Annotated in this window: 24 protein-coding genes; 15 read left to right on the top strand and 9 right to left on the bottom strand. The window is 62.1% G+C overall.

Features of this window, described 5'->3' with window-relative positions:
* Window positions 1-96: 96 nt before the first annotated feature.
* On the bottom strand, window positions 97-1,161 hold the full coding sequence (locus tag P3T17_RS29435) for an alpha/beta hydrolase family protein (RefSeq protein WP_429410009.1): 1,065 nt from the start codon (window positions 1,159-1,161) through the stop codon (window positions 97-99).
* A gap of 209 nt (window positions 1,162-1,370) precedes the next feature.
* On the opposite strand from P3T17_RS29435, the gene P3T17_RS29430 reads away from it, so the two are divergent.
* Window positions 1,371-2,291 carry a LysR substrate-binding domain-containing protein gene (locus tag P3T17_RS29430; RefSeq protein ID WP_074268621.1) on the top strand — a complete coding sequence of 307 codons (921 nt, stop codon included), beginning with the start codon at window positions 1,371-1,373 and terminating at the stop codon, window positions 2,289-2,291.
* A gap of 137 nt (window positions 2,292-2,428) precedes the next feature.
* A complete protein-coding gene (locus P3T17_RS29425) occupies window positions 2,429-3,967 on the top strand; it encodes a DUF4387 family protein (RefSeq protein ID WP_429410007.1) in 1,539 nt (512 codons plus the stop codon).
* A 25-nt stretch (window positions 3,968-3,992) separates the two neighbouring features.
* Here P3T17_RS29425 and P3T17_RS29420 read toward each other — a convergent pair whose 3' ends face one another.
* A complete protein-coding gene (locus P3T17_RS29420) occupies window positions 3,993-4,490 on the bottom strand; it encodes a DUF2165 family protein (RefSeq protein WP_429410005.1) in 498 nt (165 codons plus the stop codon).
* A 305-nt stretch (window positions 4,491-4,795) separates the two neighbouring features.
* Between P3T17_RS29420 and P3T17_RS29415 the strand changes: the two genes are divergently transcribed.
* From P3T17_RS29415 to P3T17_RS29405, 3 genes are all read left to right on the top strand, one after another.
* Window positions 4,796-6,064 carry a phthiocerol/phthiodiolone dimycocerosyl transferase family protein gene (locus P3T17_RS29415; RefSeq protein WP_429410003.1) on the top strand — a complete coding sequence of 423 codons (1,269 nt, stop codon included), beginning with the start codon at window positions 4,796-4,798 and terminating at the stop codon, window positions 6,062-6,064.
* Between the two features lie 317 nt (window positions 6,065-6,381).
* On the top strand, window positions 6,382-7,038 hold the full coding sequence (locus P3T17_RS29410; RefSeq protein WP_074268619.1) for a response regulator transcription factor: 657 nt from the start codon (window positions 6,382-6,384) through the stop codon (window positions 7,036-7,038).
* Between the two features lie 132 nt (window positions 7,039-7,170).
* Complete coding sequence (locus P3T17_RS29405) at window positions 7,171-7,497, top strand: HdeA/HdeB family chaperone (RefSeq protein ID WP_074268618.1); 327 nt, start codon at window positions 7,171-7,173, stop codon at window positions 7,495-7,497.
* Here P3T17_RS29405 and P3T17_RS29400 read toward each other — a convergent pair.
* The 3 genes from P3T17_RS29400 to P3T17_RS29390 form a co-directional block, all read right to left on the bottom strand.
* Window positions 7,460-8,653, bottom strand: coding sequence for an FUSC family protein (locus P3T17_RS29400; RefSeq protein WP_429410368.1), 1,194 nt, complete (start codon window positions 8,651-8,653; stop codon window positions 7,460-7,462). The two genes, P3T17_RS29405 and P3T17_RS29400, sit on opposite strands and share 38 nt — an antisense overlap.
* 21 nt (window positions 8,654-8,674) lie before the next feature.
* Window positions 8,675-10,276, bottom strand: a complete 1,602-nt coding sequence (locus tag P3T17_RS29395) for a class I adenylate-forming enzyme family protein (protein ID WP_429410001.1) — start codon at window positions 10,274-10,276, stop codon at window positions 8,675-8,677.
* A 249-nt stretch (window positions 10,277-10,525) separates the two neighbouring features.
* Complete coding sequence (locus P3T17_RS29390; RefSeq protein WP_429409998.1) at window positions 10,526-11,713, bottom strand: NAD(P)/FAD-dependent oxidoreductase; 1,188 nt, start codon at window positions 11,711-11,713, stop codon at window positions 10,526-10,528.
* Between the two features lie 190 nt (window positions 11,714-11,903).
* Here P3T17_RS29390 and P3T17_RS29385 point away from each other — a divergent pair, with 190 nt between their 5' ends.
* Window positions 11,904-12,869, top strand: coding sequence for a LysR family transcriptional regulator (locus P3T17_RS29385; RefSeq protein WP_429289103.1), 966 nt, complete (start codon window positions 11,904-11,906; stop codon window positions 12,867-12,869).
* A gap of 276 nt (window positions 12,870-13,145) precedes the next feature.
* On the opposite strand, the gene P3T17_RS29380 is transcribed toward P3T17_RS29385, so the two are convergent.
* Window positions 13,146-13,748 carry a helix-turn-helix domain-containing protein gene (locus P3T17_RS29380; protein WP_074268613.1) on the bottom strand — a complete coding sequence of 201 codons (603 nt, stop codon included), beginning with the start codon at window positions 13,746-13,748 and terminating at the stop codon, window positions 13,146-13,148.
* Between the two features lie 224 nt (window positions 13,749-13,972).
* On the opposite strand from P3T17_RS29380, the gene glnT reads away from it, so the two are divergent.
* The 9 genes from glnT to P3T17_RS29335 all read left to right on the top strand — a co-directional run bounded on the left by glnT (window position 13,973) and on the right by P3T17_RS29335 (window position 23,961).
* Complete coding sequence (gene glnT / locus P3T17_RS29375; protein WP_429409996.1) at window positions 13,973-15,361, top strand: type III glutamate--ammonia ligase; 1,389 nt, start codon at window positions 13,973-13,975, stop codon at window positions 15,359-15,361.
* A gap of 11 nt (window positions 15,362-15,372) precedes the next feature.
* Window positions 15,373-16,281 carry a class II glutamine amidotransferase gene (locus tag P3T17_RS29370; protein WP_429409994.1) on the top strand — a complete coding sequence of 303 codons (909 nt, stop codon included), beginning with the start codon at window positions 15,373-15,375 and terminating at the stop codon, window positions 16,279-16,281.
* Window positions 16,269-16,958 (top strand): protein glxC, encoded by a 690-nt coding sequence (locus P3T17_RS29365; RefSeq protein ID WP_429409992.1) that lies wholly within the window; start codon window positions 16,269-16,271, stop codon window positions 16,956-16,958. Before P3T17_RS29370 ends, P3T17_RS29365 begins: the two co-directional genes overlap by 13 nt.
* Window positions 16,959-16,983: 25 nt before the next feature.
* Entirely contained in the window at window positions 16,984-18,345 is a 1,362-nt protein-coding gene (locus tag P3T17_RS29360) for an FMN-binding glutamate synthase family protein (RefSeq protein ID WP_429409990.1), read from the top strand.
* 81 nt (window positions 18,346-18,426) lie between these two features.
* Window positions 18,427-19,863, top strand: a complete 1,437-nt coding sequence (locus tag P3T17_RS29355; RefSeq protein WP_074268609.1) for an APC family permease — start codon at window positions 18,427-18,429, stop codon at window positions 19,861-19,863.
* Window positions 19,864-21,681 carry a bifunctional protein-serine/threonine kinase/phosphatase gene (locus P3T17_RS29350; RefSeq protein ID WP_429409988.1) on the top strand — a complete coding sequence of 606 codons (1,818 nt, stop codon included), beginning with the start codon at window positions 19,864-19,866 and terminating at the stop codon, window positions 21,679-21,681.
* A 156-nt stretch (window positions 21,682-21,837) separates the two neighbouring features.
* Window positions 21,838-22,203, top strand: a complete 366-nt coding sequence (locus P3T17_RS29345; RefSeq protein WP_429409986.1) for a VOC family protein — start codon at window positions 21,838-21,840, stop codon at window positions 22,201-22,203.
* A 121-nt stretch (window positions 22,204-22,324) separates the two neighbouring features.
* The gene (locus P3T17_RS29340) at window positions 22,325-22,696 is read left to right on the top strand and encodes a YciI family protein (protein ID WP_429409984.1); all 372 of its coding nucleotides are present in this window, start codon (window positions 22,325-22,327) and stop codon (window positions 22,694-22,696) included.
* On the top strand, window positions 22,693-23,961 hold the full coding sequence (locus P3T17_RS29335) for an RNA polymerase sigma factor (RefSeq protein ID WP_429409982.1): 1,269 nt from the start codon (window positions 22,693-22,695) through the stop codon (window positions 23,959-23,961). Before P3T17_RS29340 ends, P3T17_RS29335 begins: the two co-directional genes overlap by 4 nt.
* Before the next feature lie 79 nt (window positions 23,962-24,040).
* Here the strand turns inward: P3T17_RS29335 and P3T17_RS29330 are convergent, their stop codons facing one another.
* The 3 genes from P3T17_RS29330 to P3T17_RS29320 form a co-directional block, all read right to left on the bottom strand.
* Complete coding sequence (locus P3T17_RS29330) at window positions 24,041-24,802, bottom strand: hypothetical protein (RefSeq protein ID WP_429409980.1); 762 nt, start codon at window positions 24,800-24,802, stop codon at window positions 24,041-24,043.
* Window positions 24,799-25,089 (bottom strand): hypothetical protein, encoded by a 291-nt coding sequence (locus P3T17_RS29325; RefSeq protein WP_429409978.1) that lies wholly within the window; start codon window positions 25,087-25,089, stop codon window positions 24,799-24,801. The genes P3T17_RS29330 and P3T17_RS29325 overlap by 4 nt, the downstream gene beginning before the upstream one ends.
* A gap of 292 nt (window positions 25,090-25,381) precedes the next feature.
* On the bottom strand, window positions 25,382-25,736 hold a 355-nt coding region (locus tag P3T17_RS29320), incomplete at its 5' end, for a hypothetical protein (protein WP_429409976.1).

Below are 25,736 nucleotides of genomic sequence, written 5' to 3'. Positions count from 1 at the left end.
ATTTATCCTGTAACGGGTCTATGCAATTCCGACAAGCGCGAGCCTCGACAGTTCGCGGATCGACGCACCGCGAGTGCACAAAAGACAGGAAATCGACTAGCGCAGCGTTGCCTGGAAAAACTGCACCACGTCGGCGTTGAATTGTTCATGGAACGCTGCTCGGTCGAAGCCCGGCAGGCTTTCGCAGATTTCCGGCCTCTTCTGCGACAGACGCGCATCGCACGGTGGCAGGAAGTCATAGTGGCCCGCGTCGGCGACCACGTGATATTCGGGCGGCCGGGGCAGGTCGGCGCGTACGGCTTCCTCGTAGTAAGGATGCGGCTGATGACGATCGTCGGCGGCTCGCCAGAGCTGGACGGGGATGTGCACGCTGCTTAACCCGGCGCGTCCGAAGGCAAAACCGAACGCGGGCGCGGCGATGACGGCGGCCTTGATCCGTGGATCGTGAACCCATGCGCCGGCCGGAATATCTGCCTGGAGACGAGGATCGACGCCGGCCCGCTTCAGCGTCGCGCAGAGGTCATGCTCGGGGTGGGCGTCGCAATACGGGGCGATCTGGGCAAGGTCCGGGGTCCCGCCTGCGGCCACGAGCACGGTGAAGCCGCCGTTGGAAAAGCCGAACGCGCCGACACGGGCCGCATTCAGCCGTCCATGCCCATGCCACTCGTCAAGCATGTAGTCGACCAGCAGGTGAAGCTGGGCGGGACGGCGCCACAATTGCAACACCCGGCTCTGGTCATTGAACGTGTCGCCGGCGTGACTGACCGAGGCCACCACGAAGCCCGCATGAGCGAGAGCAAGTGCCGTACCGTAATGGCCGTCGTACCATCCGCCTCCGCCGTGCGACATCACCACCAGCGGCAGGCGATGACCCGCGATCGGAGCGCCCGGCGCCACAGTCTGGGTGACGTTGCCCAGGGCGTGCGGTGTCGCCGGGGTGCTGGTCGGATACCAGATCCCGGCCGTTAGCGGCGGCTCCGCGCCGTTCGCTATCTTGACCTCCTCGAAGCCGACATCGGCGGCGAAGGCAGGCGTGGCAGCCAGGGCAAAAACAGCGGTGATCACGGCCATTAATCTCACGGCGGTCTCCTTTGTTGGCGTCGACGTCACCCCGACATGCAAAAGACCGCCGCCGGCCAAAGCGCCAGCAACCGTCGGCATTCAGGAAAGCGCCAACAGCGCGGATTGTACGTCGACCGGCAACGCTGTAGACTCGTTGAGCGCCGATCGCTTCGCTTTTCAGGAATCTGCTACTCATAGCCGACGAGCAAACTCTCCGACCCGAGCCGGCGCGGTTCCGGGCCATGCGGAACAACCACGCGCGAGGCGCGTATGCCTTCATGGCGGCCACTCCGGCGAGGTGCTGCTAGATGAAACTCCGGCAGTTGCGTTATTTCGTGACAATCGTCGATGCCGGCAGTTTCTCGCGCGCGGCACAGGTCGCCCATGTCGCCCAGCCTGCCTTGAGCCAGCAGATCGCCGACCTCGAAGATCAGCTCGGCGTATCGCTGCTGCAGCGCAGCGCTCGCGGCGTGAACGCGACGGCCGCAGGCGAGCGGCTTTACGTGGAGGCGAGTGCGATCCTGCGGCGCGTCGAGCGCTTGCCTGAGGTCGTACGTGGACACGGCGAAGAAGTGGAGGGGTGCGTTTCCATCGGCATGGCTTTTCCTCTCGCCGCGCAGTTGGCGGGGCCGATCATGGCGGCATGCCGCATCGCGCTGCCCAAAGTGCGACTGAAGCTTTCGTCCGCCGGCAGCATCCAATTGGCCACGAGCATTCGCGAACACGCCATCGACCTCGCTGTGCTCTTCGAAGGTGAGCCGTATGCGGGTTGTGTCCGTGTGCCGCTATTCGATCGACGGCTCTTTCTTCTGCGCCGGGCAAACGGTTCGGTCAGGCCTGGATCGATCACATTTCGCGAACTCGCGGATCTTCCACTCGTATTGCCGCATCAGCCGAACATCGTGCGGCTTGTACTCGATCGGCTGTTCGCAGAGGCAGGAATCGAACCGCATGTCGCGGCTGAAGCCGACGTGAGTGCCGATATGCTCGCCGCCGTACAAGCCGGTGTCGGCGATACCATCTTGCCGCTTGGTGGCACGGACGAACTGCCCGCCAATATTTCCGCGCAAGCCATCGAACCCGCAGTTTCGCTGACGGCCAGCATCGTTTCTTCTGCGGAGACGCCGCTCGCAGCCGCTGGGGAAGCGGTGCGCGATTTCATTGCTGGCTTTGTGAAACAGCACCTGTCCGAGCACCCGGTGCCGGGCGTCGAACCGGCCGGGGAATGATCCGTCGCGAGCTATCGTGGCCGCTTATACCCGCATCGCAAGACAGTATTTTTCCCGCTTTGAAAAAACGCTCAGACTCGAGCCTTGGCATCCTGGAGACGACATGAGGTCGTCCGATGCATGGCGTGAGGTTTGGTGTGGCGAAATTAATCTATCGGGTGGTCGCCACATGCGGCGCATTGGGCGCCGGATTCCCGCGGGAATCGCTGCAAAAGGCGCTGGCTGGTGGGCGTATCGACGCCGTGATCGCCGATGCCGGTTCGATGGACGCGAGCCCGTACTACCTTGCCGGCGGTGGCCAATACTTCGAGCGTGATGCGGTCAAAAACGACTTTCGCAAGATGGTCGAAGCCGCAGAACGTATCGCGGCCCCGGTGATTCTCGGTAGCTGCGGGATGGCTGGTGGCGATCGCAATCTCGACTGGATGCTCGGGGTCGCCAAAGAGGTGTTCGAAGAACTCGACGTGCGTGATGCGAAAGTGGCCGTCATCCGGTCTGAACTGGATCCGGCCATTGTGATCGACGAAGCGCGCGCCGGCGCATTGCGCCCGCTCGGCGCGGGTCCCGCGCCCGATGAAGCGTCGCTGCGCGAAAGTACGATTGTCGGCCAGATGGGCATCCATCCGCTACTTGCAGCGCTGCACGGCGGCGCGAAGTATGTTTTCGCGGGCCGTTCGTGTGGCGCGGCGCTCTTCGCGGCCGATATGCTCCGCCACGGCATTGCGCCGGGGCTTGCGTATCACGTCGGGCACGTGCTCCAGTCCGGCGCGCTCGCTTGCGATCCCGGCTCGTCATCGGACTGTCTTGTAGCGGAGATTTACGACGACGGCAGCGCGGTCTTTATCGCACCCGACGAGAACCGTTCCTGCACGCCGTATTCGCTCGCCGCGCATTCGCTCCATGGGCAGGCTCATCCGCAGTTGCAGTTCTATCCTGAAGGCGTGCTCGCGATGGCCAGGACGGAGTTCTTCGCTGTCGGTGCGCGTAGCGCGGGCATTCGTAAGAGCCGCTTTTATCGCACCGGCAAGCCGTGGCCGTTGAGCATCAAGCTCGAGGGCGCGCGTCGCGTGGGTTTGAGAAAGGGGACGCTGCGCGAGCGCGATGCGACCGATCCGCCCGATGCATATGAATGGACGCTTTATCACCTTCTTCAAAACGAGGACGTCATTCGCAACCGCATGTTTCCCGTTCACTACTACAGCGCAAACGGCCGCGAATGGAGCAGGACAGGGGAGGCTAGAGCAGCGTACTTCGACGTGGGCGAACCGGCCGGCACGCAAAATCTCGACGACAGGACGCTCTGCGCGATCGAGGACGTGCCGCCATTAGCGATGCCGTCCGGAAGCCGGCGTCTGCTGGACATCGCCCGCGTGATCCGGAGCAGGAACGCAGGGATCAACCGGATGACATTCGACTTGCTGTTCGTATCGAAGGACGCGTACGAGGCGGCGTTGCGCTCGAATTTCTTCTGCGCGCGCAAGGTGGCGGACGAACTCGGCGTCGAGCTGACCTCAATCGTGGGCACTTATTTCGTCGACAACTGCAACGCGATCAAGATTACCGTGGAGCGGCCGATTATTTCGGTCTCGCTCGGGCCCGGTGAACGCGACGAATTCGGCACTCGACAGCAATCCATGCTGGAGCGGCTGATCATTCCAACCTTTGCAGACAGCTAGCAGATTGCTTCGCACCAGCGCAAGACTATTCGGCAATATCGTCGTTGCGCAGACTCAAGAAAATCAGCACCAGCGCAAATGTCGCGAAGAACCGGAACGCGCTTTCCTCGCCATTCCACGTAGTGGACATCCACATTCCAAACCATTCGCCGCCCACCGACATGAACGCGACCTGCCACGTCAGGAACCCGAGCGTGAGTCCGGCAATCGCCCATCGTTTCGAGCGGTTGAATGCGCTGTGGTCCGCGCGGCGCGCGCGCCACATGGTGAACGTGCCGATCCAGCAGCACGCGGCAGTCACGGTCTCGAGCGCAATGATCAACACATAACCGGCATTCTGGATGGCTGGCGACGTTATCGCGCGATAACCGATCGCACTGCCAGGAAAGATTGTGTCCATGCGGAAGACGTGCTGCACGAACGCGAGGTTGCTGCCGTAATCGGTGAGATTGCCGAAGCTCACAAGCGACGCGAGCAGCGCCATGGACATCACGAGCAGCAGTTTAGAAACACGGATAGTCACGATGACCTCGCTTTGGCGAAAACGTCCTGTTGAGCCATAGCTTATAACGGCTGATGAACGCTCGTAGACCTGCCGCAAGCCACGCGGCGGCATGCTGCATTTTTCACGTCGACACTTAGCGGCGAATTATCGGCACCTGGCCCAGTCGTTCTAATTCCCACCTCATATTCGCGGCCTAGATTGTCTGCGTGATCAGACCGTCGAGCGACGGCTTGGTCCAGAACGCGTAGACGTGGCCAGGAAAATGCCGCCGTCGTCGGAGCGGCCGCCCCCATTTTCATTTGATTTTTTGCCAGGAGCTCACCATGCAGAGCCTTAACTGCGAACTTACCTACCAAAGCCGGTCACGAGCCGCGAGAAAAATATATCGCCGCGCTTCGCCGACGGAGATGGTCTACATGCAGACGCACACTAATGTTGTGAGCCGGAGCACTATCACCGGCGCGATCAACCGGGAGCAATTTGACGCTGCCGTAGCGTGTCTGGAAGCTCGCTACGGCATTCTCCGTGCGGTCGTCGAGGATGGGCAATTCATGGAGCGGACGGACAACTGGCAGGCAGTCGAATCGTGGTTGTCTGCCGACAGGTGTTCCGCCGACGTTCTGTATGAGAAGTTACTGAATGCCGAGTTGGATACGCGAAAAAAAGTTTACTCTATCCACGTCATTGCCGGCGACGATACGCTCGACGTCTTCATGCTGAGCACCCATGCGGTGACAGACGCGACTTCGCTGGTCGAACTGCATGCCTGTCTTGCTTACATGTGTGATTGCATCGTGCGCGGCATAGCTCCGGCGTTTGAGACACAGCCCTTTCCGAGCCCACTCGACGCGGCCGTGAGTCAAGGCCTGGCCGCGCTTCCTGCAGACCGTATGTGCGACCCCATTGCGTATTCGGGGCGATTTGCGAAGATCCCGCCGCGCGCACGGGTGCGGCAAGATGGAGAGCCTCCGAGGCGACGCCTCGAGCGGACGGTGATCCAGTTCGACGCCATGCAAAGAATTCACGCCGCAGCCCATGCACACGGTTCCTCGGTGCACTCGCTTCTGCTCGCGGCGTTTGCCCTCGCGATTCGTGACGTGGCGGGGGAGCAGCCACGGCAGATGCTGCTGCGATCGAGCGTGGATATGCGCCGCAGGCTTGAACCGCACGCTTCACCGGAGCTCGTGTTTACGGCTATTACTGGACTCATCACACGGATCCCTGATCTGGATCGCCCATTTTTCGACATCGCGAAACTCGTATTTAACGATATCCACGAGGGTGCGGCCAACGGTTCAGTGTTTCATACTTACCTGAATTACCCGAAATTGTTTTGCGGAATGCAACAACCGCCGGTTGCGCTCAATGTCTCCGATATGCAGGCGATCCGATTTCGTTGGCCGACACAGCAACTGAAAGTGACTGGCTTTGATTATGCGTGTGGCCTGAAGAATTTCCCCAACGTTTCGGTGGCGATTTTCGACGGATTGCTGGTCGCAAGCACCGTGTACTCGGACGAGTTCATCGACCCCGCGGTCATGCGGGCGATCTCGGAAAATGTCGTGAGGCGACTGGAATCCGCCTGCCAGTAAAGGCAGCCCGCGCTCCGCGGGCTGGAAATCGCCAAGGGGAGTGCGAGCTATATGCGCTGCTTATATTGGCATCAGCAGTCGGTATTTTCGCCATTCCCCAAAATCCTGCACACTGCGCCCCGTAGTATCAAGACGACCACTTGTCGTGATTCGATCCAGGGCAAAACCAGGCGCGGGGATGCGTAAGACTCTTCACAAACGTGAATTCAAGGTGATTTAAGCCCAACACAATACGTTATGCGAATCAACAGGGGGATTTCCAGTTTCAATAGCGCGCGACCCACATGGGGCGATGCTATTCAGAACGGTGGGACATCATGCGAGTTTTACTGGTTGAAGAGGATATTCAGATTGGCGAAAGCCTGCTTCGCGCATTGAAGGATGCGGATTGCAGTGTCGACTGGGTTCGCGACGGCAAGGCCGGCAGCGTGGCCATCAATACGGCCTATTACGCCGTCGTATTGCTCGATCTCGACCTGTCGGGCGCAGGCAGTCTCGATCTGCTACGTTCGTTGCGTGCGGCGGGCAACGACGTCCCTGTGGTGATTCTCACCGCACTGGACGATCTGGAGACGCGTGTGCGCAGTCTTGATGTCGGTGCCGACGATTGTGTACTGAAGCTGATCGAAGTCCGCGAGCTTCTTGCGCGAATCCGGGCGGTATTGCGTCGCAAGGCCGGCTATGCGACCTCGCGGATCGGCGGCGAGTCGCTCAACCTCGATCTCAACAAACGCCTGTTGTGCTGCAACGGCGTAGCGTCGTCGCTCTCTGCGCGCGAATTCGCATTGATGCACGCATTTCTGGAGCGGCCCGGCATGGTCCTGTCGCGCGGCCAGCTCGAAGACCGGCTATACGGATGGGGCAAAGAGGTGGAAAGCAATGCTATCGACGTGCTGATCCACGCGATGCGCAAGAAGTTCGGCCAGTCCCTGATCCGCAACGTGCGTGGGATGGGTTGGACAGTAGTCCATTGAGATTCTTCGGACTGCGACCCATAGCGCGTTAATTCCGGCCTAATTCAGCGGCTTTAAAGTTTGTATCGGGCAATCAGCCGTATCCGGCAACGCCACGAGAAATGCCCATTCAACCCATATATGGAGTGTCCATTGAAATCCGCAAAAATCCTGTCAGTCGTGATCTGTTTAGCCATCCCTCTCGCAGCCAGTGCGCAAGAGTCCAAAGTGAGCCCGGCGAAAATGACCTGTGCGGACTTTACCGCCGTCGACGAGGCATACCGGCCCGCATTGATCTACTGGGTCGCCGGCGTCGACAAGCTCGGTGTCAGGGAAACCGACACCATGGTGATCGATACGGCGCATCCAGTGGGAGAGGCGGTACTCGAGGAGTGCACGAAGGACCCGCAGGCTCCGTTTATGTCGAAAGTCAGGTCCATGATCAAGGCCAAAAAGATTTCGCTGTTCGCGCATCGTTAAGTCGCGTGCCTTTGATCCCGAGCATCACCGCGGCCAACACCACAATCCCGATGACAATTCCCGATAGCCGCATGAGCGCGGGTATCGGATCGGACGACCAGTGGTGATCCTGGACAAACACCATGATGAACGCGATGGTGAATTGACGGCCTACATAGCTTGCTCCTTCGCGTCCCGTCTGCACGTGGCATCCGGCCCACACGCCGATGGACAGCGCGAGCATGCACAACACCGCTTGCCCGTGCATCAGAGGGAGCAGCGCCACACCCAGCACACCGGCCAGCAGGCAGCCGGCTACACGTTGCACCATCTTTTCCATGACCGGCTGCTGTGTTCTGTCTGCCGCCAGACCCGGCGGCACGATCAGGACCGCGATCGCCGTGACCATGGCTTGCGCGAAACCCGGGAGGTGCAGAACATAAGTCAGGGACGCAAGGATGGTGATGGACACTGCAGCCTGCACGCTCAGCAGCATGCGGGCTGGGTGCGTCGATGCTAAAGGGGGTGTTGAAGCTGAAGCGGAAGCGGGAGCTTCGCCCGACGTGGACTCGGCCGCGGCACGCGCGGTTGACGTCTCCACTGGTTTCCTGTTCGTCCGGTACCACCTCGGCCCGAAATGGAACACGCTTGCTACCAGCAGGCAAGCCAGCGTCCCAACCGCGACCTCGGCGACGCGCAATGCCGCAAACAACGCGGTCGCCTGGAAGGACTCGAATTTGTGTGCTTCATACGTCACCATCAGGGCAGTCACTCCGCCCAGAATCCATGCGTAGGCCGCTTTGGACCCGTTGGCCCCATACACCGCGACACCGCCCATCAGTCCTAACGCGGGCACAAACAGCCACGGACGGTCCCCAATCCACGGTCCCATCAGGGTTCCAAGCGCAGCGCCGATCACCGTGCCCATGATGCGGTGGGCGGCACGTTGCACGGAACCGGCAAAGCTCGTTTGCATGACCGCGAAGCCGCTGATTGCGGCCCACCACGTGTCGGACAGACCCAACGCGTTGGCCAGCGCGACAGAAAGCGCGACGGACAGCACGGCTTCGGCCGCGAACGTCGCGCGCGCTCTGGAAGGCTTCCAGGCCGCCAGTTCACGCCCGAGCGCGAAGGCAGCCGTGCGGCAGAGTTGGGCAAGGGTGCCGATGAGCCTCATCATCTTCCAATGAACAAGGGGTCACGTCAGGCGAAACGCCTCATTATCCTCCACCGGTTCTTGCACGGTATGAAGCGGAGCTACCCGGAACGGGACGCGGCCCGATCGCAGGTCTTCCTGCAGGATCATCCCGATTGCGGTGCGGTCTACTTTGCCCTGTTCAGTCAGCGGCACGCGATCGGTTACGACGATGCGAATCCGGTTTGCGACCAAAGCACCGAACTCGGTTTTGAGCCGATGCAGGCATCGCGCGACGTCGAGCTGCCCGGCAGCCCACGGTACGACCAGCGCGTTCCAGACGTATTTGCCGCCAGCGTTGCTTGCCGTCAGCGCTACGGCATAGCGAATGTCAGGGCAGCGGCATAGGACATCCTCGATGTGGGTTGGGGCAATCGTCAGTCCATCGATTTTCGCGACGTCGGCCGCGCGGCCGAGGACGTGCAGATTACCAGCCTCGTCGATAAATCCGACGTCGCCGGTCAGGCACCAGCCACCCTGAAACTTTTGTGCTTCCTCGACGGGTTGATGGTAGTAACCATCCGCCATACCGGCCGACCTGACTTCCATGGTGCCGCACTGTCCCGCACGCGCTAACGTTCCATCGCCGCGACGCAAACGCACCTCGACGCCGGGCCGGATACGCCCCGCACAATCCAGCAGGTCCGGATTCTTTTCGTATGCGGAGGGGGGCAGAATGCTGACGAGCCCGGTTTCGCTCGCCCCGTACATATGGGTGAGCACCGGACCGAGCCGCGCAATCGCACGTTGCCGCAATGCCGCAGGCGCCGATCCGCCGATGTGCGCAATCGAGCGTAGCGACGACAGATCGCGCCGGGAGACGTCCGGGTGGTCCATTGTTTCGAACAGTTGAGGCTCGACCAGCAGCACGTCGGTGATGCGCTCCGCTTCGATCGTCGCGAGCGTCTCTGCGGGATCGTACCGAGGCTTCAGCACAACCGTACCGCCGCCGATGAGCGTGGTATCGACGAGCACTTGCGACAGGTAAGCGAGCGGGCCATTGACCAGTTGTCGCCGGTCTTTGTCGTTGGCTGTGCCGACCATCTTCGAATACGTGGCGAAGGACCGCCGGCTGCATTTGGGGACCCCCGTCGTGCCGCCCGAAGAGACGACTACCGCGAGGTCATCCGGCCTCGGTTGTCTGCGCAGCGGCAGATCCGATTGCACTCGCGCGAGTCGGTCCAGCGATGAAGACGCAAAGCCCACACCGACGAAGACCACGTGGCCATCGACCGCATCGGGAATGAGGTGAGCGGTTTCCGGGAAGAGAACGAGGAGCGTGGGTCGTACGCGGGCTAGCATCGCTGTGCGCTTGCCGGCATTCACGGACGCCGGCAGGAACATCGTAGCCGCGCCCAGGAGGTTTGCTGCGTAGCGAATCGCCAGCGCGTCCGGGCAATTGGGTGCGAGCATTGCAATCAGGGCGCCCCGGTCGACGCCCAGCGCCGCGAGCGCCCGCGCATAGCGAAAGATAGCGCTTCGCAGGGTTCCGCCCGTGACGTCGTGATCGAGATAGCGCAACACCGCTCGATCAGATTGTTTTTCCAGTTGATCGAGCAAGACATCAACATAGGAGAGAAAGGATAAATTCCGGCCGCTTTCCATGATCGCTCCGCTGGGTGAGGTGTGATTCGATACGCGAATCAGTCTGTGGAGTGACGCATTGTGGGTTCGGAAAATGAGAGGGGAATTAGCTCATGGGCGGCGGGATCGGTTGCAGCGCAGCTCAAGCTGTCGCAGACCGCCGTTTTGCGAGCAGCGTTTCGAGCAGACGCGCTAACGTGATGAAGCGCTCGTCTCAGCCCGCGGGCGACGACTGACTGGTCGCTGGCCCGCGTCCGTTATATTTGCTGATCAGGAGACCGCGCCGGAGCCGTACTTGCCCACCAGTAGCGCGCCGCTGGCGAAGCGGTCGAGAGCGTAGGGTGCGAGAGAGACGTCGGTGGGCTGACCGAGCGCATGCTGGGCGAGAATTTTGCCGATGCCTGGCGAGAGCTTGAAGCCGTGCCCGGAGAAGCCGAAGCCGACCACCAGCCCCTCGATATCGGCGACCTTGCCCAACACCGGATTCCAGTCGGGCGTCACGTCGTAGACGCCAGTCCACGACGAAGCGAGCCCCGCCGCTTCATAAGCGGGGAAGCGTTCGGCGACCTGGGCGCCGACTTCAGCGACATAGTCGAGCGAGATCTGCCCTTGTTCCGTCTCCGGCGAGCTTAGTGTTTCGCCGACCACGCCCTCGGACACGAGCATCTGGCTGCCGCCATAGCTGCGGTAATAGAGCATGCCGGCCGAGCCCAGGTCCTTGAACGCCGGCATCGTGAATGAGTATGCGGCACCCTCGCATTCGAGGGCGAGCACCGTGTGACGCTCCGGCTTGACCGGTAACGGCATGCCGATCCAGGCAGCAAGCTCCGGTGTCCAGATGTTCTGCGTGCTGATGAGCGTGCCGCAACTGAAACTGCCTGCGCTCGTCTCGACGCCGGTGATCCGGCGTCCTTCGCGGACGAGTCCCGTCACCGTGACACCTTCCATGATCTTGACGCCGCGCCGGCGCGCCGAACGGGCAAAGCCGGTGGCGACCAGATAGGCGTCGGCAAAGCCCGCTTCCGGTTCGAAGCCGATCAGCGCGGCGTCGTCGAAGCTCGCAATCGGCAGGCGCTCGTGCGCCTCGCCTTTGTCGAGTAACTGCACTTCGATGTCCATGTCCTGCTGCGCGGCGAGCGAGGCGCGCAATGGGTCGAGCTTGTCGCCCTCGGGCGCGCAGATCAGATAGCCGCATTTGACGAGGCCGCAGGACGCCTCGTCGTCGCCGACGTATTCGGCGAAATTGTTGAATGCCCACCACGACGAACGCGCAAGTTCCACGTTCTGGCGTACCGAATAGTGCGTGCGCAGCAGCCCGGACGACTGGGAGGTGGTGCCCGCGCCGATCGTGCCCTGCTCGATGACGAGCACGCTCTGCGCCCCGAGTGCCGCAAGATGATGGGCGACCGACGCGCCAATGACGCCAGCGCCGATCACGATGAAATCGTAGTGGCTCATGTGGATATCTGAATGGGCAATAAGGCGAATTCTAGGAAAACGCTGGGCACGCCAATTTTGTATCAGGCAAACTTATGATGAGCTAATGCAATTGCTCATCCTGTCCTGAACGGCGGCCCTGCGAAGATCGGCACAATGTTCTCGTGCCGTGCAGGGCCATCGTCAGTCACCCCTGCGAGCGGAACATGCCATGACACGAACCCCGCCTCCGATCGATCTGCGCGCGCTGCAGGCTTTCGTCGCCGTGTGCGAGAGCGGCTCCATGACGGGCGCCGCGAAGCAGCTCGGGGTGAGCCAGAGCGCGGTCAGCCAGGCGATTGCCGCGTTGGAGCGCGACCAGGGCCTGACGCTGTTCGACCGCGAGAGCCGGCCGCCGCGGCCGAACGTGGCTGGGCGCGCGCTGCTCGAACTGGCGGATCCCTTGCTCGAACATGCGAAGATGGTCGCCGCCCGCATCGGCGATGCGTCGCACACGGGAAAGATGCCGGTGCGGCTCGGATGTGTCGATTCGTTCGCGGCGACCGTCGGCCCGGAGTTGATCCGCGCGGTGTCGAATTCGGAGCGGCAAATTTCGATGTGGTCCGGCCTGACACCGGGCCTCAGCAAGCAGTTGCACGACCGCGAACTGGATATCACGATCTGCACGCAGACCATGCTGAGCGATGCACGGATCGTCGAAGTGCCGCTGTTTTCCGAGGCGTTCGTGGTGGTGGTGGCGCGCAGCTATCTGAGCGCACACCGCAATATCGACTGGCGCACGCTGGCGCAGGAAATGCCGTTGATCCGCTACACGGCGCGCTCGGTGATCGGCCAGCAGATCGAGCGTTTCGCCCGGCATCTGGGTATCAACAGTCCACGACGTTACGAGTTCGACGCCACCGATCCGCTGCTGAGCCTGGTGGCGGCACGCGTGGGTTTCGCGATTTCGACGCCCTTGTGTTTGTGGCAGGCCCGTCACTACCTGGACGATATCGCGGTGATGCCGTTGCCGCCTGGCCGCCTCGGTCGGCGCGATTTCTTTTTGCTGCACCGCCAGGGCGAGTGGGATCAGTTCGCGGGCGAGATCGTGATGCTGACCCGCGGCGTGCTGGACAACGCGATCCAGCCGTCACTGGCGCGTGCGCTGCCCGATCTTCCCGAGGACGCGTTGCGCTGAAGCCGGGGGCAATGCGAAGGCGGAGGCAAATGCCCGCTTTGTATAAGCATTGCTGTTGCTGCAGCTTAACCGCATACCTCGTTCTTGTGCAAAGTCGCACCAGCCGCAATAAAGCCGTGCACCGCAGACGAGCCAGCGAGCGTTTCGGCCTGAACGCCGGCAAGGTCTAACTGCGCCCAAGGCGTTTATCCAAGGGAACTTTTGATTCACCCAGATAAACATGGCACAAACGTTGCATTGGTTTGCGCATCGGTCATGGCCGAACGCGGCGCGAGATCAGTCGGCGCTCGATTGCGGGTACACGAAGATCGACAGGAATTGAATAGGCGTCTTGATCAGACGCTCAGGACCGTGGGGTATTTCGCCCTGAAAAGTCAGGGTGTCACCGGGATGAAGGATGTAGGTTTGCTGGCCGTGGCGGTATTCGATCACGCCCTTGAGCATGTGGATGAATTCGGTGCCCGGATGTTCGAAAACCGGAAAGCGCTCGGCTTCATCCTCCATCGTGATCAGGAAAGGTTCGAAGAGTTTGCGCGGCCCCTGGTCGTAAGCGAGCAGGTGATAGGTGTGACCGCGTTTGGTGCCTTTGCGGACCACCTCCATGCCGGCGCCTTTTTTGACGAGCTGCGCACCGCCTTGCGGCACGTCGAAATTGCGGAACAACATGGAGAGCGAAACACCGAGCGCCTGGGCGATGCGGTTGAGCACCTCGAGACCGGCAGAGGTCTGTGCGTTCTCGATCTTCGAGAGCATGCCGCGGCTGATACCGGCCTGCGCGGAAACCTGGGCGATCGTCAGGCCGTGGCGCTGGCGTAGCTCGCGAATGGTGATACCCAGGTAGCGCTCAAGCGGCGTTTTGTTCTCTTCACCGGTTTGCATGTGGGCCTCATGAAAAGGGAAAGGGTAGCAGATTGCAGCGCCTGGCCTTGCGCGGAGAGTTTCACTGCGGGAATCATAGTTGCTCACCAATAAAGTTGCTGTTTGCCTGAAGACAGGTTTGAAGCGCATCGCAACCGGCGTTCGAAAGCGCGTCGCATAGCCTGGTCACATGCGTGGCGTGTGGCTTTTCCAATCGACGAACAATGTTGTTGCAAGGAGTGGCGATGAACCTGAACGATGCGACCACGCTGCCGGTCAACGAACTCGGATGCGTGCCCCGGTTCGGCTCGGCGGACGAGGCGCAAGCTTATTTGACGCAGCAGGGCGTGAAGTACGTGCTGGCGCAGTTTGTCGATATTCACGGCGTGGCCAAGGCGAAGTCGGTGCCGGTCAGTCATCTGAAGAGCGTGTTGACCGCGGGCGCCGGGTTCGCGGGGTTTGCGATCTGGGGCGTCGGCATCGAGCCGAACGGTCCCGACTACATGGCCGTCGGCGATCTCGCGACGCTCACGCCGGTGCCGTGGCAGCCGGGTCTGGCACGGATCGTCTGCGACGGTCACGTGAATGGTGAAGCGTGGCAATATGATTCGCGCGTGACGCTGAAGAAGGCGGTTGCGCGGATGACCGAGCGCAACTGGACTCTCTTCACCGGTCTGGAGCCGGAATTTTCGCTGCTGCGCCGTTCGGCATCCGGCACGCTGGAGCCGTGCGATCCGAGCGATACGCTCGCCAAGCCGTGCTACGACTACAAGGGTCTCTCGCGCACGCGGGTCTTCCTGGAAAAGCTCACCGAATCCATGCGCGCAGTAGGCATCGACGTCTATCAGATCGATCACGAAGACGCCAACGGGCAGTTCGAAATCAACTACACGTACACCGATTGCCTGACGTCCTGCGATCACTATGTGTTCTTCAAGATGGCGGCCTCCGAGATCGCCAATGAACTCGGCATGATCTGCTCGTTCATGCCGAAGCCGTTCGCGAACCTTCCGGGCAACGGCATGCATATGCATATGTCGATCGGCGACGGCGAGCGCAACCTGTTCGCCGATCCGGCGGACAAGCTCGGCATGGGACTTTCGTCGCTCGGCTACCAGTTCACCGCGGGCCTGCTCGCGCACGCACCGGCGCTGACCGCGCTGTGCAATCCAACGGTGAACTCGTACAAGCGCCTCGTGGTGGGCCGCTCGTTGACGGGCGCAACGTGGGCGCCGGCCTATATCAGCTACGGAAACAACAATCGCTCGACGATGGTGCGCATGCCTGGCGAGCGTATCGAACTGCGGCTGCCCGACGGCTCGTGCAATCCCTATCTCGCGACCACGGCGGTCATCGCGGCAGGGCTCGACGGCATCGACCGCGGCATGTCGGCGGGAGAGCCGGCTAACGAGAACCTCTACGGGTGGTCGCCCGCGCAGCTCTCGGAACACGGCATCGGCGTACTGCCGCAAAACCTCGAGCAGGCGCTCGACGCACTGGAGTCCGACCGCGTGATCTGCGATGCGCTCGGCCCCGTCGCCGACGAATTTCTCAAGCTCAAAAGAATGGAGTGGCTCGAATACATGCGCCACGTGTCGGACTGGGAACTGAAGACCTACCTCGAATTCTTTTAAGGAGAACCAGGATGTGCGGAATTGTAGGCTTGCTGGTGAAGACGCCTGCACTGCGCGAGCGGCTGGGCGAACTGATGGTGCCGATGCTGATCGGTATGACCGAGCGCGGACCGGACTCGGCGGGCCTTGCAGTGTTCGGCAAGCCGGTCGACGCGAGCCAGCGCAAGCTGAGCCTCTACGCGGGCTTTACGAAAGAGGGCTCGGACTTCGCGTGGCAGCCGCTGGTGGAAGCGCTGAACGTGGCGATGGACGTCACGGCGCGCGTCGACGTGAAAGGCAATCACGCCGTGTTGACGGTGCAAGGCGATATCGAGGGCGTAAAGACCTGGCTGCGCGAACAGTATCCGAAGCTCTATCTGCTCTCGAGCGGCCGTTCGATCGATCTGTACAAGGATATCGGCTCGCCGTCGCAAGTGGCAGGGCGTTATGACTTTGCGAACCTGAAGGGCACGCATCTGGTCGGCCACACACGCATGGCGACCGAATCTGCCGTAACGCCCGACCGCGCCCATCCGTTCACGGCTGGCGACGACTTCTGTCTGGTTCACAACGGCTCGCTGTCGAACGCGCATGGCGTGCGCCGCAAGCTCGAACCGCAGGGCATTCACTTCGATACCGACAACGACACCGAAGCCGCCTGCCGCTTTCTCGAATGGCGGCTGCGCGAAGGCGACACGTTGCCGGCCGCGCTGCAGAAGGGCTTCGAAGAACTCGATGGCTTCTACACATTCCTGATGGGCACCTCCACCGAACTCGCGCTGATTCGCGATCCGTTTGCGTGCAAGCCGGCGGTGGTCGCGGAAAACGACGACTACGTCGCGATCGCCTCCGAGTTCCGTTCGCTCGCGCATCTGCCGGATATCAAGAACGCGAGGGTCTTCGAACCTGCACCCGAGGAGATGTACGTATGGAAAGCCTGACTTTCGATCTGGAGCGCACGACGGTTCGTGAGTTGAACCAGTTCCTGCACAAACCGGCGAGCGAACTGGAAGGCCAGGCGGTGACCGTCGTCGCGCCGAACGGCGCGCATAACCTCGCGGTCGGGGTGGATGCGTCGGTGCGCGTGACGATCGCCGGTCACGCCGGCTATTACGCGGGCGGCATGAACAAACACGCGACGATCGAGATCGACGGCAGCGCAGGCACCGGCGTCGCCGAAAACATGATGAGCGGCAAGGTGCACGTGAAGGGTTTCGCGTCGAACGGTGCAGGTGCTTCGGCGCATGGCGGCCTGCTGGTGATCGACGGCGATGCGGGCCTGCGCTGCGGCATTTCGCTCAAGGGCGGCGACATCGTGGTGGGCGGATCGGTAGGCAGCTTTTCTGCATTCATGGCTCAGGCCGGGCGCATGGTGATCTGCGGCGATGCGGGCGATGCGCTCGGCGACTCGCTTTACGAAGCGGTGCTGTATGTGCGCGGCGAAGTGAAATCGCTCGGCGCGGACGCGCAATACGAACCGATGACACAAGCCGATCTCGACGCCGTACGCGCATTGCTCGCCGCCGCCGGCATGGACCACGACCCGGCCTCGTTCAAACGGATCGCCTCCGCTCGCACGCTCTATCACTGGAACGCCGACGCGAACCAGGAATATTGAACACACGTTCTCGACGAAGGTCCCCATGGAAGCCAAACCTGTTCACTTTGCCCGCTTGCAGCAGGAAGAGTCGCAAGGCTACGACCGCAAGACGATCGACTATATCCACTCCGCGGCGCAGCGCGGCCTCTATGAGATTCGCGGTCTGGGCGCGAAGCGCCACGTGCCGCATTTCGACGATCTGCTGTTTCTCGGTGCCTCCCTGTCACGCTATCCGCTCGAAGGGTATCGCGAGAAGTGTGCAACGCAGACCGTGCTTGGTACGCGCTTCGCCAAAAAGCCGGTGGTCCTCGATATTCCGATCACGATTGCCGGCATGAGCTTTGGCGCGCTTTCCGCGAACGTGAAAGAAGCGCTCGGCCAGGCCGCGACCGCGATGGGCACCTCGACCACCACCGGCGACGGCGGCATGACGCAGGAAGAGCGCCGCTCGTCGAAGACGCTTGTCTATCAGTGCCTGCCGTCGCGTTATGGCTTCAACCCGGACGACGTGCGCCGTGCCGACGCGATCGAAATCGTCATCGGTCAGGGCGCGAAACCGGGCGGCGGCGGCATGCTGCTCGGGCAGAAGGTGAACCCGCGCGTCGCTTCGATGCGCACGTTGCCGGCCGGCGTCGACCAGCGTTCGGCGAGCCGTCATCCGGACTGGACGGGCCCGGACGATCTGACGATCAAGATTCAGGAACTGCGCGAAATCACCGATTGGGAAAAGCCGATCTACGTGAAGGTCGGCGCAACCCGCACGTTCAACGACGTCAAGCTCGCGGTGCATGCGGGTGCGGACGTGGTCGTGATCGACGGGATGCAGGGCGGCACGGCGGCGACGCAGACGTGTTTCATCGAGAACGTCGGCATTCCGACGCTGGCGGCGGTTCGCCAGGCGGTGGATGCGCTCGAAGATCTGAATATGAAAGGCCAGGTACAACTGATCGTCTCGGGCGGCATCCGCACCGGCGCCGACGTGGCAAAGGCGCTTGCGCTCGGCGCGGACGCGGTGGCGATCGGGCAGGGCATGCTGATGGCGCTCGGTTGCAACAGCGACACGTACTTTCAGAACGGCGCGCTGCATTCGGCAGCGGCGGACTACGCGGCGTTGAACACGTCGCCGGGGTTCTGCCATCACTGCCACACGGGCAAGTGTCCGGTCGGCGTGACCACTCAGGATGCGGTGCTCGAACAGCGTGTGCAGCCGGAAGAAGGCTCGCGCCGGGTGCGTAACTATCTGAAGACGCTGAACATGGAACTGACGACGATCGCGCGTGCATGCGGCAAGCAGAACGTGCATCACCTGGAACCCGAGGATCTCGTCGCGCTGACCGTCGAAGCTGCGGCAATGGCGCGCATTCCGCTCGCGGGGACGTCGTGGATTCCCGGCTGGAACAAATGAATTGAGTTGTTTCGAGATTTTTGACTGTGCAAAAGTTGTAGCGCATTCAGCTTTGATTTACCCATCCATCAGGAGCACTACATGAGCACTCCGCAAAGCACTACACAAGCAGCACCAGCACCTTCCGGAGGTCTCCGCGCGGGCACGTTGGGTTTTCCCGAGGTCATCGGCCAATCCATCGCAAATCTTTCTCCAACTTTCACGCCGTCGATCAATGTGACCGCAATCGCGGCGCTGGCCGGCGCGGGAACGTGGCTGATTTACGGTCTGTCGACGATCGGGCTGCTGCTGGTGAGCATGAGCATCATCGCGCTTTCGAGCCGGATCGCGTCGGCTGGTTCGTTCTTTATCTATATTTCGCGCGCGCTTGGGCCGATGGCGGGTGGCATTGCCGGCTGGGGGTTGATCGCGGCTTACGTGGGTACTGCGATGGGGGTGGGCGCGGCAGGCGTGGTGTTCGTGCAGAACGCTTTTTCGGCCTGGAACATCGCTGTCCCGTCGTGGGCGATCTACACGATCTTTATCGGGCTGGCCTGGTTCTTCTCGGCGCGTGACGTGAAGCTTTCGTCGCGCCTGTCGCTGGCGATCGAAGGCGCTTCGGTAGTGATTGTGGGCGGTGTGCTGATCTATGTGCTCGCACTGCACCCGGACCATATCGTCGACCATGCGCAACTCGGGCTGCAGGGTGTAAGCGGTAAGGGTATGGCACAGGGTATGGTGCTCGGCATCTTCTCGTACGTGGGTTTCGAGAGCGCCGCTTCGCTCGGCCAGGAAACCAGGAACCCACTGCGCGTCATTCCGCGTGCGGTGATCTGGTGCGTGATCCTGTCGGGCCTGTTCTTCATGTTCGTGGCCTATTCGATGACGATCGCCTACCACGACGACGTGGCCAAGCTCGGCGGCGATTCGGCCGTGCTCAGCACCTTGCTCACGAGCGTCGGCGCTTCGCCGCTCGGCCCGGTGTTCTATCTGATTGCCTCGATCAGCGCGTTCTCATGCGTGCTTGCGTGCATCAACTCGTCCAGCCGCCTGCTGTATTCGATGGGCCGTTATCAGTTCGTGCACCGCTCGATGGGCATGGTGCACCGCACGCACCAGACCCCGTACCTGGCGGTTGCATTTTCTTCGATCGTGACCCTGGTGGTATGCATCGCGATGCTCGGCACGGGTCCGCTCAACACGTTCGGCTATACGAGTACGTTTGCGACCTTCGGTTTCCTGGTCGTGTATTTCCTCGTCGCAATCTCGGCACCGGTTTATCTGAAGAAGCAGGGTGAGCTCAAGTCGATCAACGTGCTATGGGGCGTGCTCGGCGCACTGGCGATGATCGGCGCGGTGATTGGCAGCGTGTATCCGGTGCCCGATTATCCGTATAACATCCTTCCTTATCTGTTCGTTGCATATATGCTGGTGGGCGCGGTCTGGTTGATGATGCTCAAGAAGCGCTCGCCGCAAGTGCTCGCGAAGATCGAGCACGATCTGGAAGTAAGCGACGTGATGACCCATGGCAAAAAGTAAATGAATGCACCCTTCTCCACGGATAGTTTGCCCGCGCCGAGCACGGGCCGGTTGACAGACGATCCGGAGGGAAGGCCTGCCAGCCGTCGCGGCATGGACGGCCAGGAAATCGACATTCAGTTGCGGCCGGAGCGCGGCGAGTGCGCCGCCATCGAAATCGGCTGTGTTTCTTGCCCTGCCCGCGGACGCGGGCAGGATCACATCAACGAGGACTACGTCGGCGTGATGCTCGGCGATCTGGCGGCGCGCGCGGCGCGTGGCAGTGTGATCGCCCTGGCCGACGGCGTGAGCGGCAGCAAGGGTGGCCGGGTGGCGGCCGAACTCTCGGTGCGGACCTTTATCGACGCCTACTACGGGCTCCCCGACACATTGCAGCCTGGCGTAGCTGCTGCGCGTGCGCTCGAGGCAATCCACGGCTGGCTGCATCAGATCGGCCGCGTCGATCCCGAACTGAAGCAGATGTCCGCTTCCTTTGCCGCGCTGATCGTGCGTCGCGCTACCGCGTATCTGGTGGCGGCCGGCGACGTGCGGCTTTATCTGCTGCGCGATGGTCAACTGACCCAGCTTGGCGACGATGACGTGGTGCCGGTCGCCTTCGGTTCCTATGTGATGCATGCGGTCGGCATGCTGCCGGCGCTGGTCACGCGCGTCGAAACTCTGGAGCTGCGCGAAGGCGACCGCCTACTGATGTGCTCCGACGGGCTCTATCGCCGCGTGCCGATGCGCGAGTTGCAGACGGTGCTGGCGGCCCGCGGCGGTGCACTCGACACTGCACGCCGGCTTGGTGCCCTGGCGGTGACGCGAGGCTCGCATGACGACGTGACGAGCGCGGTGCTCGATGTGGGTGGCCTGCCTACGCTCGATGTCGGTTATCTTGAGCGTGTGCTTGGCGCTTTGCCGATTCCGGCTGTGCCGGATGCCGGCGAGGTGGTCGATGGATATCTGCTCACGAGCGTGTTGAACGATGGCTTCTACTCGAGGATTTTCGCCGGCTACGATCTGGCCGATCCGAACACGCCGCTGGCGCTGAAGTTTCCCAAGCCGCGCGTTGGGGAGGACGAGAACGTGCGCCAGTCGATCGTGCGCGAGCGCTGGCTGGCGGGCAAGATCGACGACGACGGTGTGCTCGCGCCGATGCCGGTGGACGCCGACCGGCAAACCCGGCTCTATGTAGTGATGCCGCTTGGCGCAGGCATCACGCTCGAAAAAATGCTGGCGGCGCCTCAGCCCATGGCGCTGACGCGTGCGCTTGGGATCGCGCAGAAGCTGGGCCATTCAATCGACGCGCTGAACCGCCGCAATATTTTCCATCGCGATATCAAGCCCGAGAACGTGCTGGTGATGCGGGGCGATAGCACGCGCCTGCTCGATCTTGGCTTCGGTTATATGCCGGGCATGCAACTGCCGGGCCCCGACACCGCTCCGGGCTCGCCTGCCTATATGGCGCCCGAGTTGATGAAGGGCGCGCAGGGCGATGCACGCTCCGAAGTGTTCGCGTATGGCGTGACGCTGTACCGGCTATTCAGCGGCGGCAAGCTGCCGTATGGGTTCAATGGCCGTGTGCCGCTCTATCAGTACCGGGTCGACGCGCCGCAGTGGCTCGACCTGGTGCTCGAGAAAGCGCTACAGCCCGATCCGGCCCGAAGGTATCAGGACGTGCTCGAAGTCTGCGCCGATCTCGAACGTTTTTCGAGCGGTCGGGACGCCTTGGCGCCGGTTCGGCGCAAGCCTTTGCTCGAGAGCGATCCGGTGCTGTTCTGGCAGGTGATCGTGGTGGTGTTGATGGCGCTATTGTTGTGGTCGTTGATGCGGCATTGAGGGGCGGGCACGGTAGGGGCGTTGCGTCGGCACGTACCTCGTGCGACGGTGACGTATCAGAGCAGGGTTTCGTGAACCTGTAGCTGTGTGGCAACATCACGGTGATCTCTCAATCACGTCAGGCCTCGCGCGGGCCCACACACGCCAGGAGAACTCATGTTCGATCACGTTAAATTCGGGGTCAGCGATTATGCAGCGAGCAAATCGTTCTTCCTCAAGGCGCTCGAACCGCTCGGCGTAGCGGTTATCTCAGAGGGAGAGCCGACGTACGGTGTCGAGCTTAGCCCGCCGGGTAAAGCTTCATTGTGCCTATACCAGACCACGGAGAAGCCGGCGCATCTTCACCTTGCGTTTACGGCCGAAAATCGCCAGCAAGTCGACGCCTTTTATCGCGCGGCCCTGGAGGCGGGCGGCAAAGACAATGGTGCGCCCGGCCTGCGCCCGCGCTACCACCCCAACTACTATGCGGCTTTTGTCATTGCTCCGGACGGGCACAATGTCGAAGTGGTTTGTCATCGCTGATCGAACAGACGCCCGTCAGCGATTTTTTCGATGCCACGTGTCCATCAGCATGCGGCCCGCGCGTCATTGTAGTGGCGGCCCGATGTAATTCAGCCGCCTCAACCCCATGACGGAGGCTTATATGCAATACCTGTTGATGATTTACGCAGAAGAAAGCGGTTGGAACCAGATGACCGACAGCGAGCGGCAGCAAGGCGTCGCCGCGTATCAGGCGTACACCGAGTCGTTGAAAAAGGCGGGGGCGCTGGTGGGCGCCAACCGGCTGCAACACACGAACGTGGCGACCACGGTGCGGCTCGTCGACGGCAAGCCGCAGGTGCTCGACGGTCCGTATTCCGATTCGAAGGAGCAGCTCGGCGGCTACTACCTGATCGACGTGCCCAACCTGGATGCGGCGATCACGTGGGCGTCACGCTGCCCAGCCGCGGCGTACGGCGTCATGGAAGTGCGCCCGGTCTGGACTGCACCCTACGACGCGCGATCGGCTGCATGAGTCCGTCCGGCTGCGGCCGTGACGCTGGCGGCGCCGCGCGTTCGATTGCCGAGGCGGTCGCCCGCCGCAGTTACGGCAAACTTGTCGCGCTGCTGGCGATGCGCACGCGCGACGTCGCCGCAGCCGAGGACGCGCTGGCCGACGCGTTTGCGGCCGCGCTCGCCGAGTGGCCGGAACGCGGCTGCCCTGCGAATCCCGAAGCGTGGCTGATGACGGTCGCGCGCCGCCGGGCGATCGACGGCGCGCGTCATCGCCGCGTCGGCGACGAAGTGACAAACCAGCTCACCATCCTCGCCGACGAGATCGACGAGCGTGATGCAGGCGCGTTGCCCGACCGGCGACTGGCGCTGCTGTTCGCGTGCACGCACCCTGCGCTCGAGGCCGCGATTCGCACGCCGCTGATGCTGCAGGTGGTGCTGGGGCTCGAAGCGAAAACCATCGCGTCCGCGTTCCTGATGTCGCCCGCCGCGATGAGCAAGCGCCTCGTGCGGGCGAAGAACAAGATCCGCGAAGCGGGCATTCCGTTCAGCGTGCCCGAGCGCGAGGAGTTGCCCGACCGGCTTGCTGCGGTGCTGGAGGCGGTCTATGCGGTGTATGCGGAAGGGTGGACCGACCCGGCCGGCGGCGATATAGGGAGGCGCGATCTCACCGGCGAGGCGCTGTTTCTTGCGCAACTGCTCGTCGAACTGCTCCCCGAGGAGCCAGAGACGATGGGGTTGCTCGCGCTGATGCTGTATGCGCAGGCGCGTTGTGACGCACGACGCGATGCAGCCGGCGAGTATGTGCCGCTGTCGGCTCAGGATCCGGCGACATGGAACGAGCCGATGATCGACGCAGCAAACGCACTGCTACGGCGCGCGAGTGCTCTCAACGCAATCGGACGCTTTCAGCTGGAGGCCGCATTGCAGTCGGCGCACGTGTACCGCTGCCGCACGAATCTCCCGAACTGGGATGAGATCGTGCAACTCTATGATGCGCTGCTCGCGATTGCAGGCTCGCCGGTGGTCGCGGTGAACCGCGCGATCGCGCTGGCGGAACGGGACGGCCCGCAGGCGGCGCTCGACGCGCTCGAGCCGTATGCGGACGATCCGCGGCTGTCCGCCTACCAGCCGTACTGGGCCGCGCGTGCCGATCTGCTTGCGCGTGCCGGCGCGAGGGCTGAAGCGCTCGATGCGTACGATCTCGCGATCGGACTCGAACGCGATCCGGCCGTGCGCCGGTTCCTGCAGCGCAAGCGCGTCGAGCTATCGTTGGCGAGAAGTTAGGTTGGCGGGCCGTGTTTGCCACGGGAGCTCTACGATCCCCTTGGGCGGCAGCTACCAGCGGGACGGAGTCGCAGCCGTGTCACGAATTCAGCGAGATCTTCCGCAACCTTCGGCGTTCAAGGCCGTTGCGCAATTGGCCGGCGACAAACGCGCTGACGATCAGAGACAAATAGAAGGTCACGAGATCGTGACGCCAGACATCCAGAGTGAGCCGATGCGCAATCAGTATCGGATCGGGGGCCGCGAGTACGACGCTCTTCGCCTCGACAGCCCGCATCATCCGGATAAAGCCTGCCGCGGACAGCAACGGCAATAGGACGACCAAAGCCAACAGTGCGGGCTTCATGCGGCGCGCCCACGGAAGATGACGCAATCGGAACCATAGTCCGAGACATCCGTGTATCCATCCAGGCGCGAGCAGTGCAAGCTGCAAACCCTGCGTACCACTCGTTAGCAGGAGGATCACGACGCGCTCATAGTCAGGCTCGAAGCCATAGAGCGAGGACGCGAGCCGGGTCGTCACTGCGTGGCGGATAAGCAGCAGCGGCAGGCTGAGGCCGGCCCACAGGCGGACCCACTCAGCGATCGGTAGCGTCCAGTGACGGCGCCCGTATATCGTGCGCACGGCCAGCGCAAAATGGAGCATAGCCGCACCATACAACGCAATCGTTCCAGTTGTGCTGCGCCAGAGCCGTAGCGCTAAAACAAGGCCGCGTCCAGCAAGTTCGAGTGACCAGATCCCGAGCGCGTGATTGATCAGATGGAGAAAGAGATAGATCAGCAACACCACGCCAGACCCGAGTTGCAACCGACGCAGGACGGTTTGCATCTGCGGCGTCATGGCAGCATCCGGCGAACGTTGTGCGACGCGCGACGAGCAAGTGCCGCCCGGCCGCCAGATTTTCGCGCACCTCCAATAAAGCTGCGGCGTAGCCGTCCAGACAGATCGGCCGCCGGCGACTGCAGCGGCGCAGATTCGCACTGGCTCGCTGCGTCCTGACGTACCGCTTCGGCGAATCGCTGTAATGCGGATACCGAACCGCATACGCTCTGGTATTCCTCGCGGCCGATTCTGCCGTCGAGGATGACGGTAAATCCCGATGCATGGGCCATGTCGACGACGTTCATTTAATCACCCGTTGTGAGTCTGTCTTACCTGCAAGACCGTGAGGATGCGTCGGTTATTCCCTGATTCGAGCGGATGCATGTGAGCGAAGTCGAACGCGCGTGATGCCAGTGGGTCGCGGCGGGGAAGGGACAGTCGACTCTGTGTCCCGAATTTTTGACGATGCGCCCAAGGGATTCATCCATCGCAGGAGTGCACGAAATGCCTGTCTATATTTTCGTGGACCCGGTCGGTGTTCGGCGTTACGGCAGACGCCACGGGGTGAATCTGCCGGCAAGGGTCGCGCCTTGGGCTTCATGTAAGTCCGTGGAACTGAACCGGGACAAACGGAACCCGGGTGTCGGCCCGGGAGAGTGTCTGGACGACATCGAGAAGCATGGGTGCCACATCACCGATGCTCACGTTCGGATTGCGGACCAGGTAGTTTGATGCTGTCTTGCGCATATGGACTCTCTGGATGGGATATCCAGCAGACTGAAAGAACGCGTTCACTCTGGGACAATATCGATGGGCCGTAAGGGCGGAACTGGGCTGGTCGTCATTGGACTTGGTTCGGCCGAGGCCGTGTAAAAACGCGTGAGCCGGCAGTCTGTCGAGCGACTGGTGAGGCTGCGCCTTCGCAGCTTCGTGCTTTCTACGACTGAACTGA

It is taken from the genome of Paraburkholderia sp. GAS82 (genome assembly GCF_050436285.1).
Taxonomy (GTDB): Bacteria; Pseudomonadota; Gammaproteobacteria; order Burkholderiales; family Burkholderiaceae; genus Paraburkholderia; species Paraburkholderia phenazinium_B.
The sequence above is the reverse complement of the archived record's forward strand: the minus strand, read 5'-3'. Positions and strand labels throughout refer to the sequence as shown.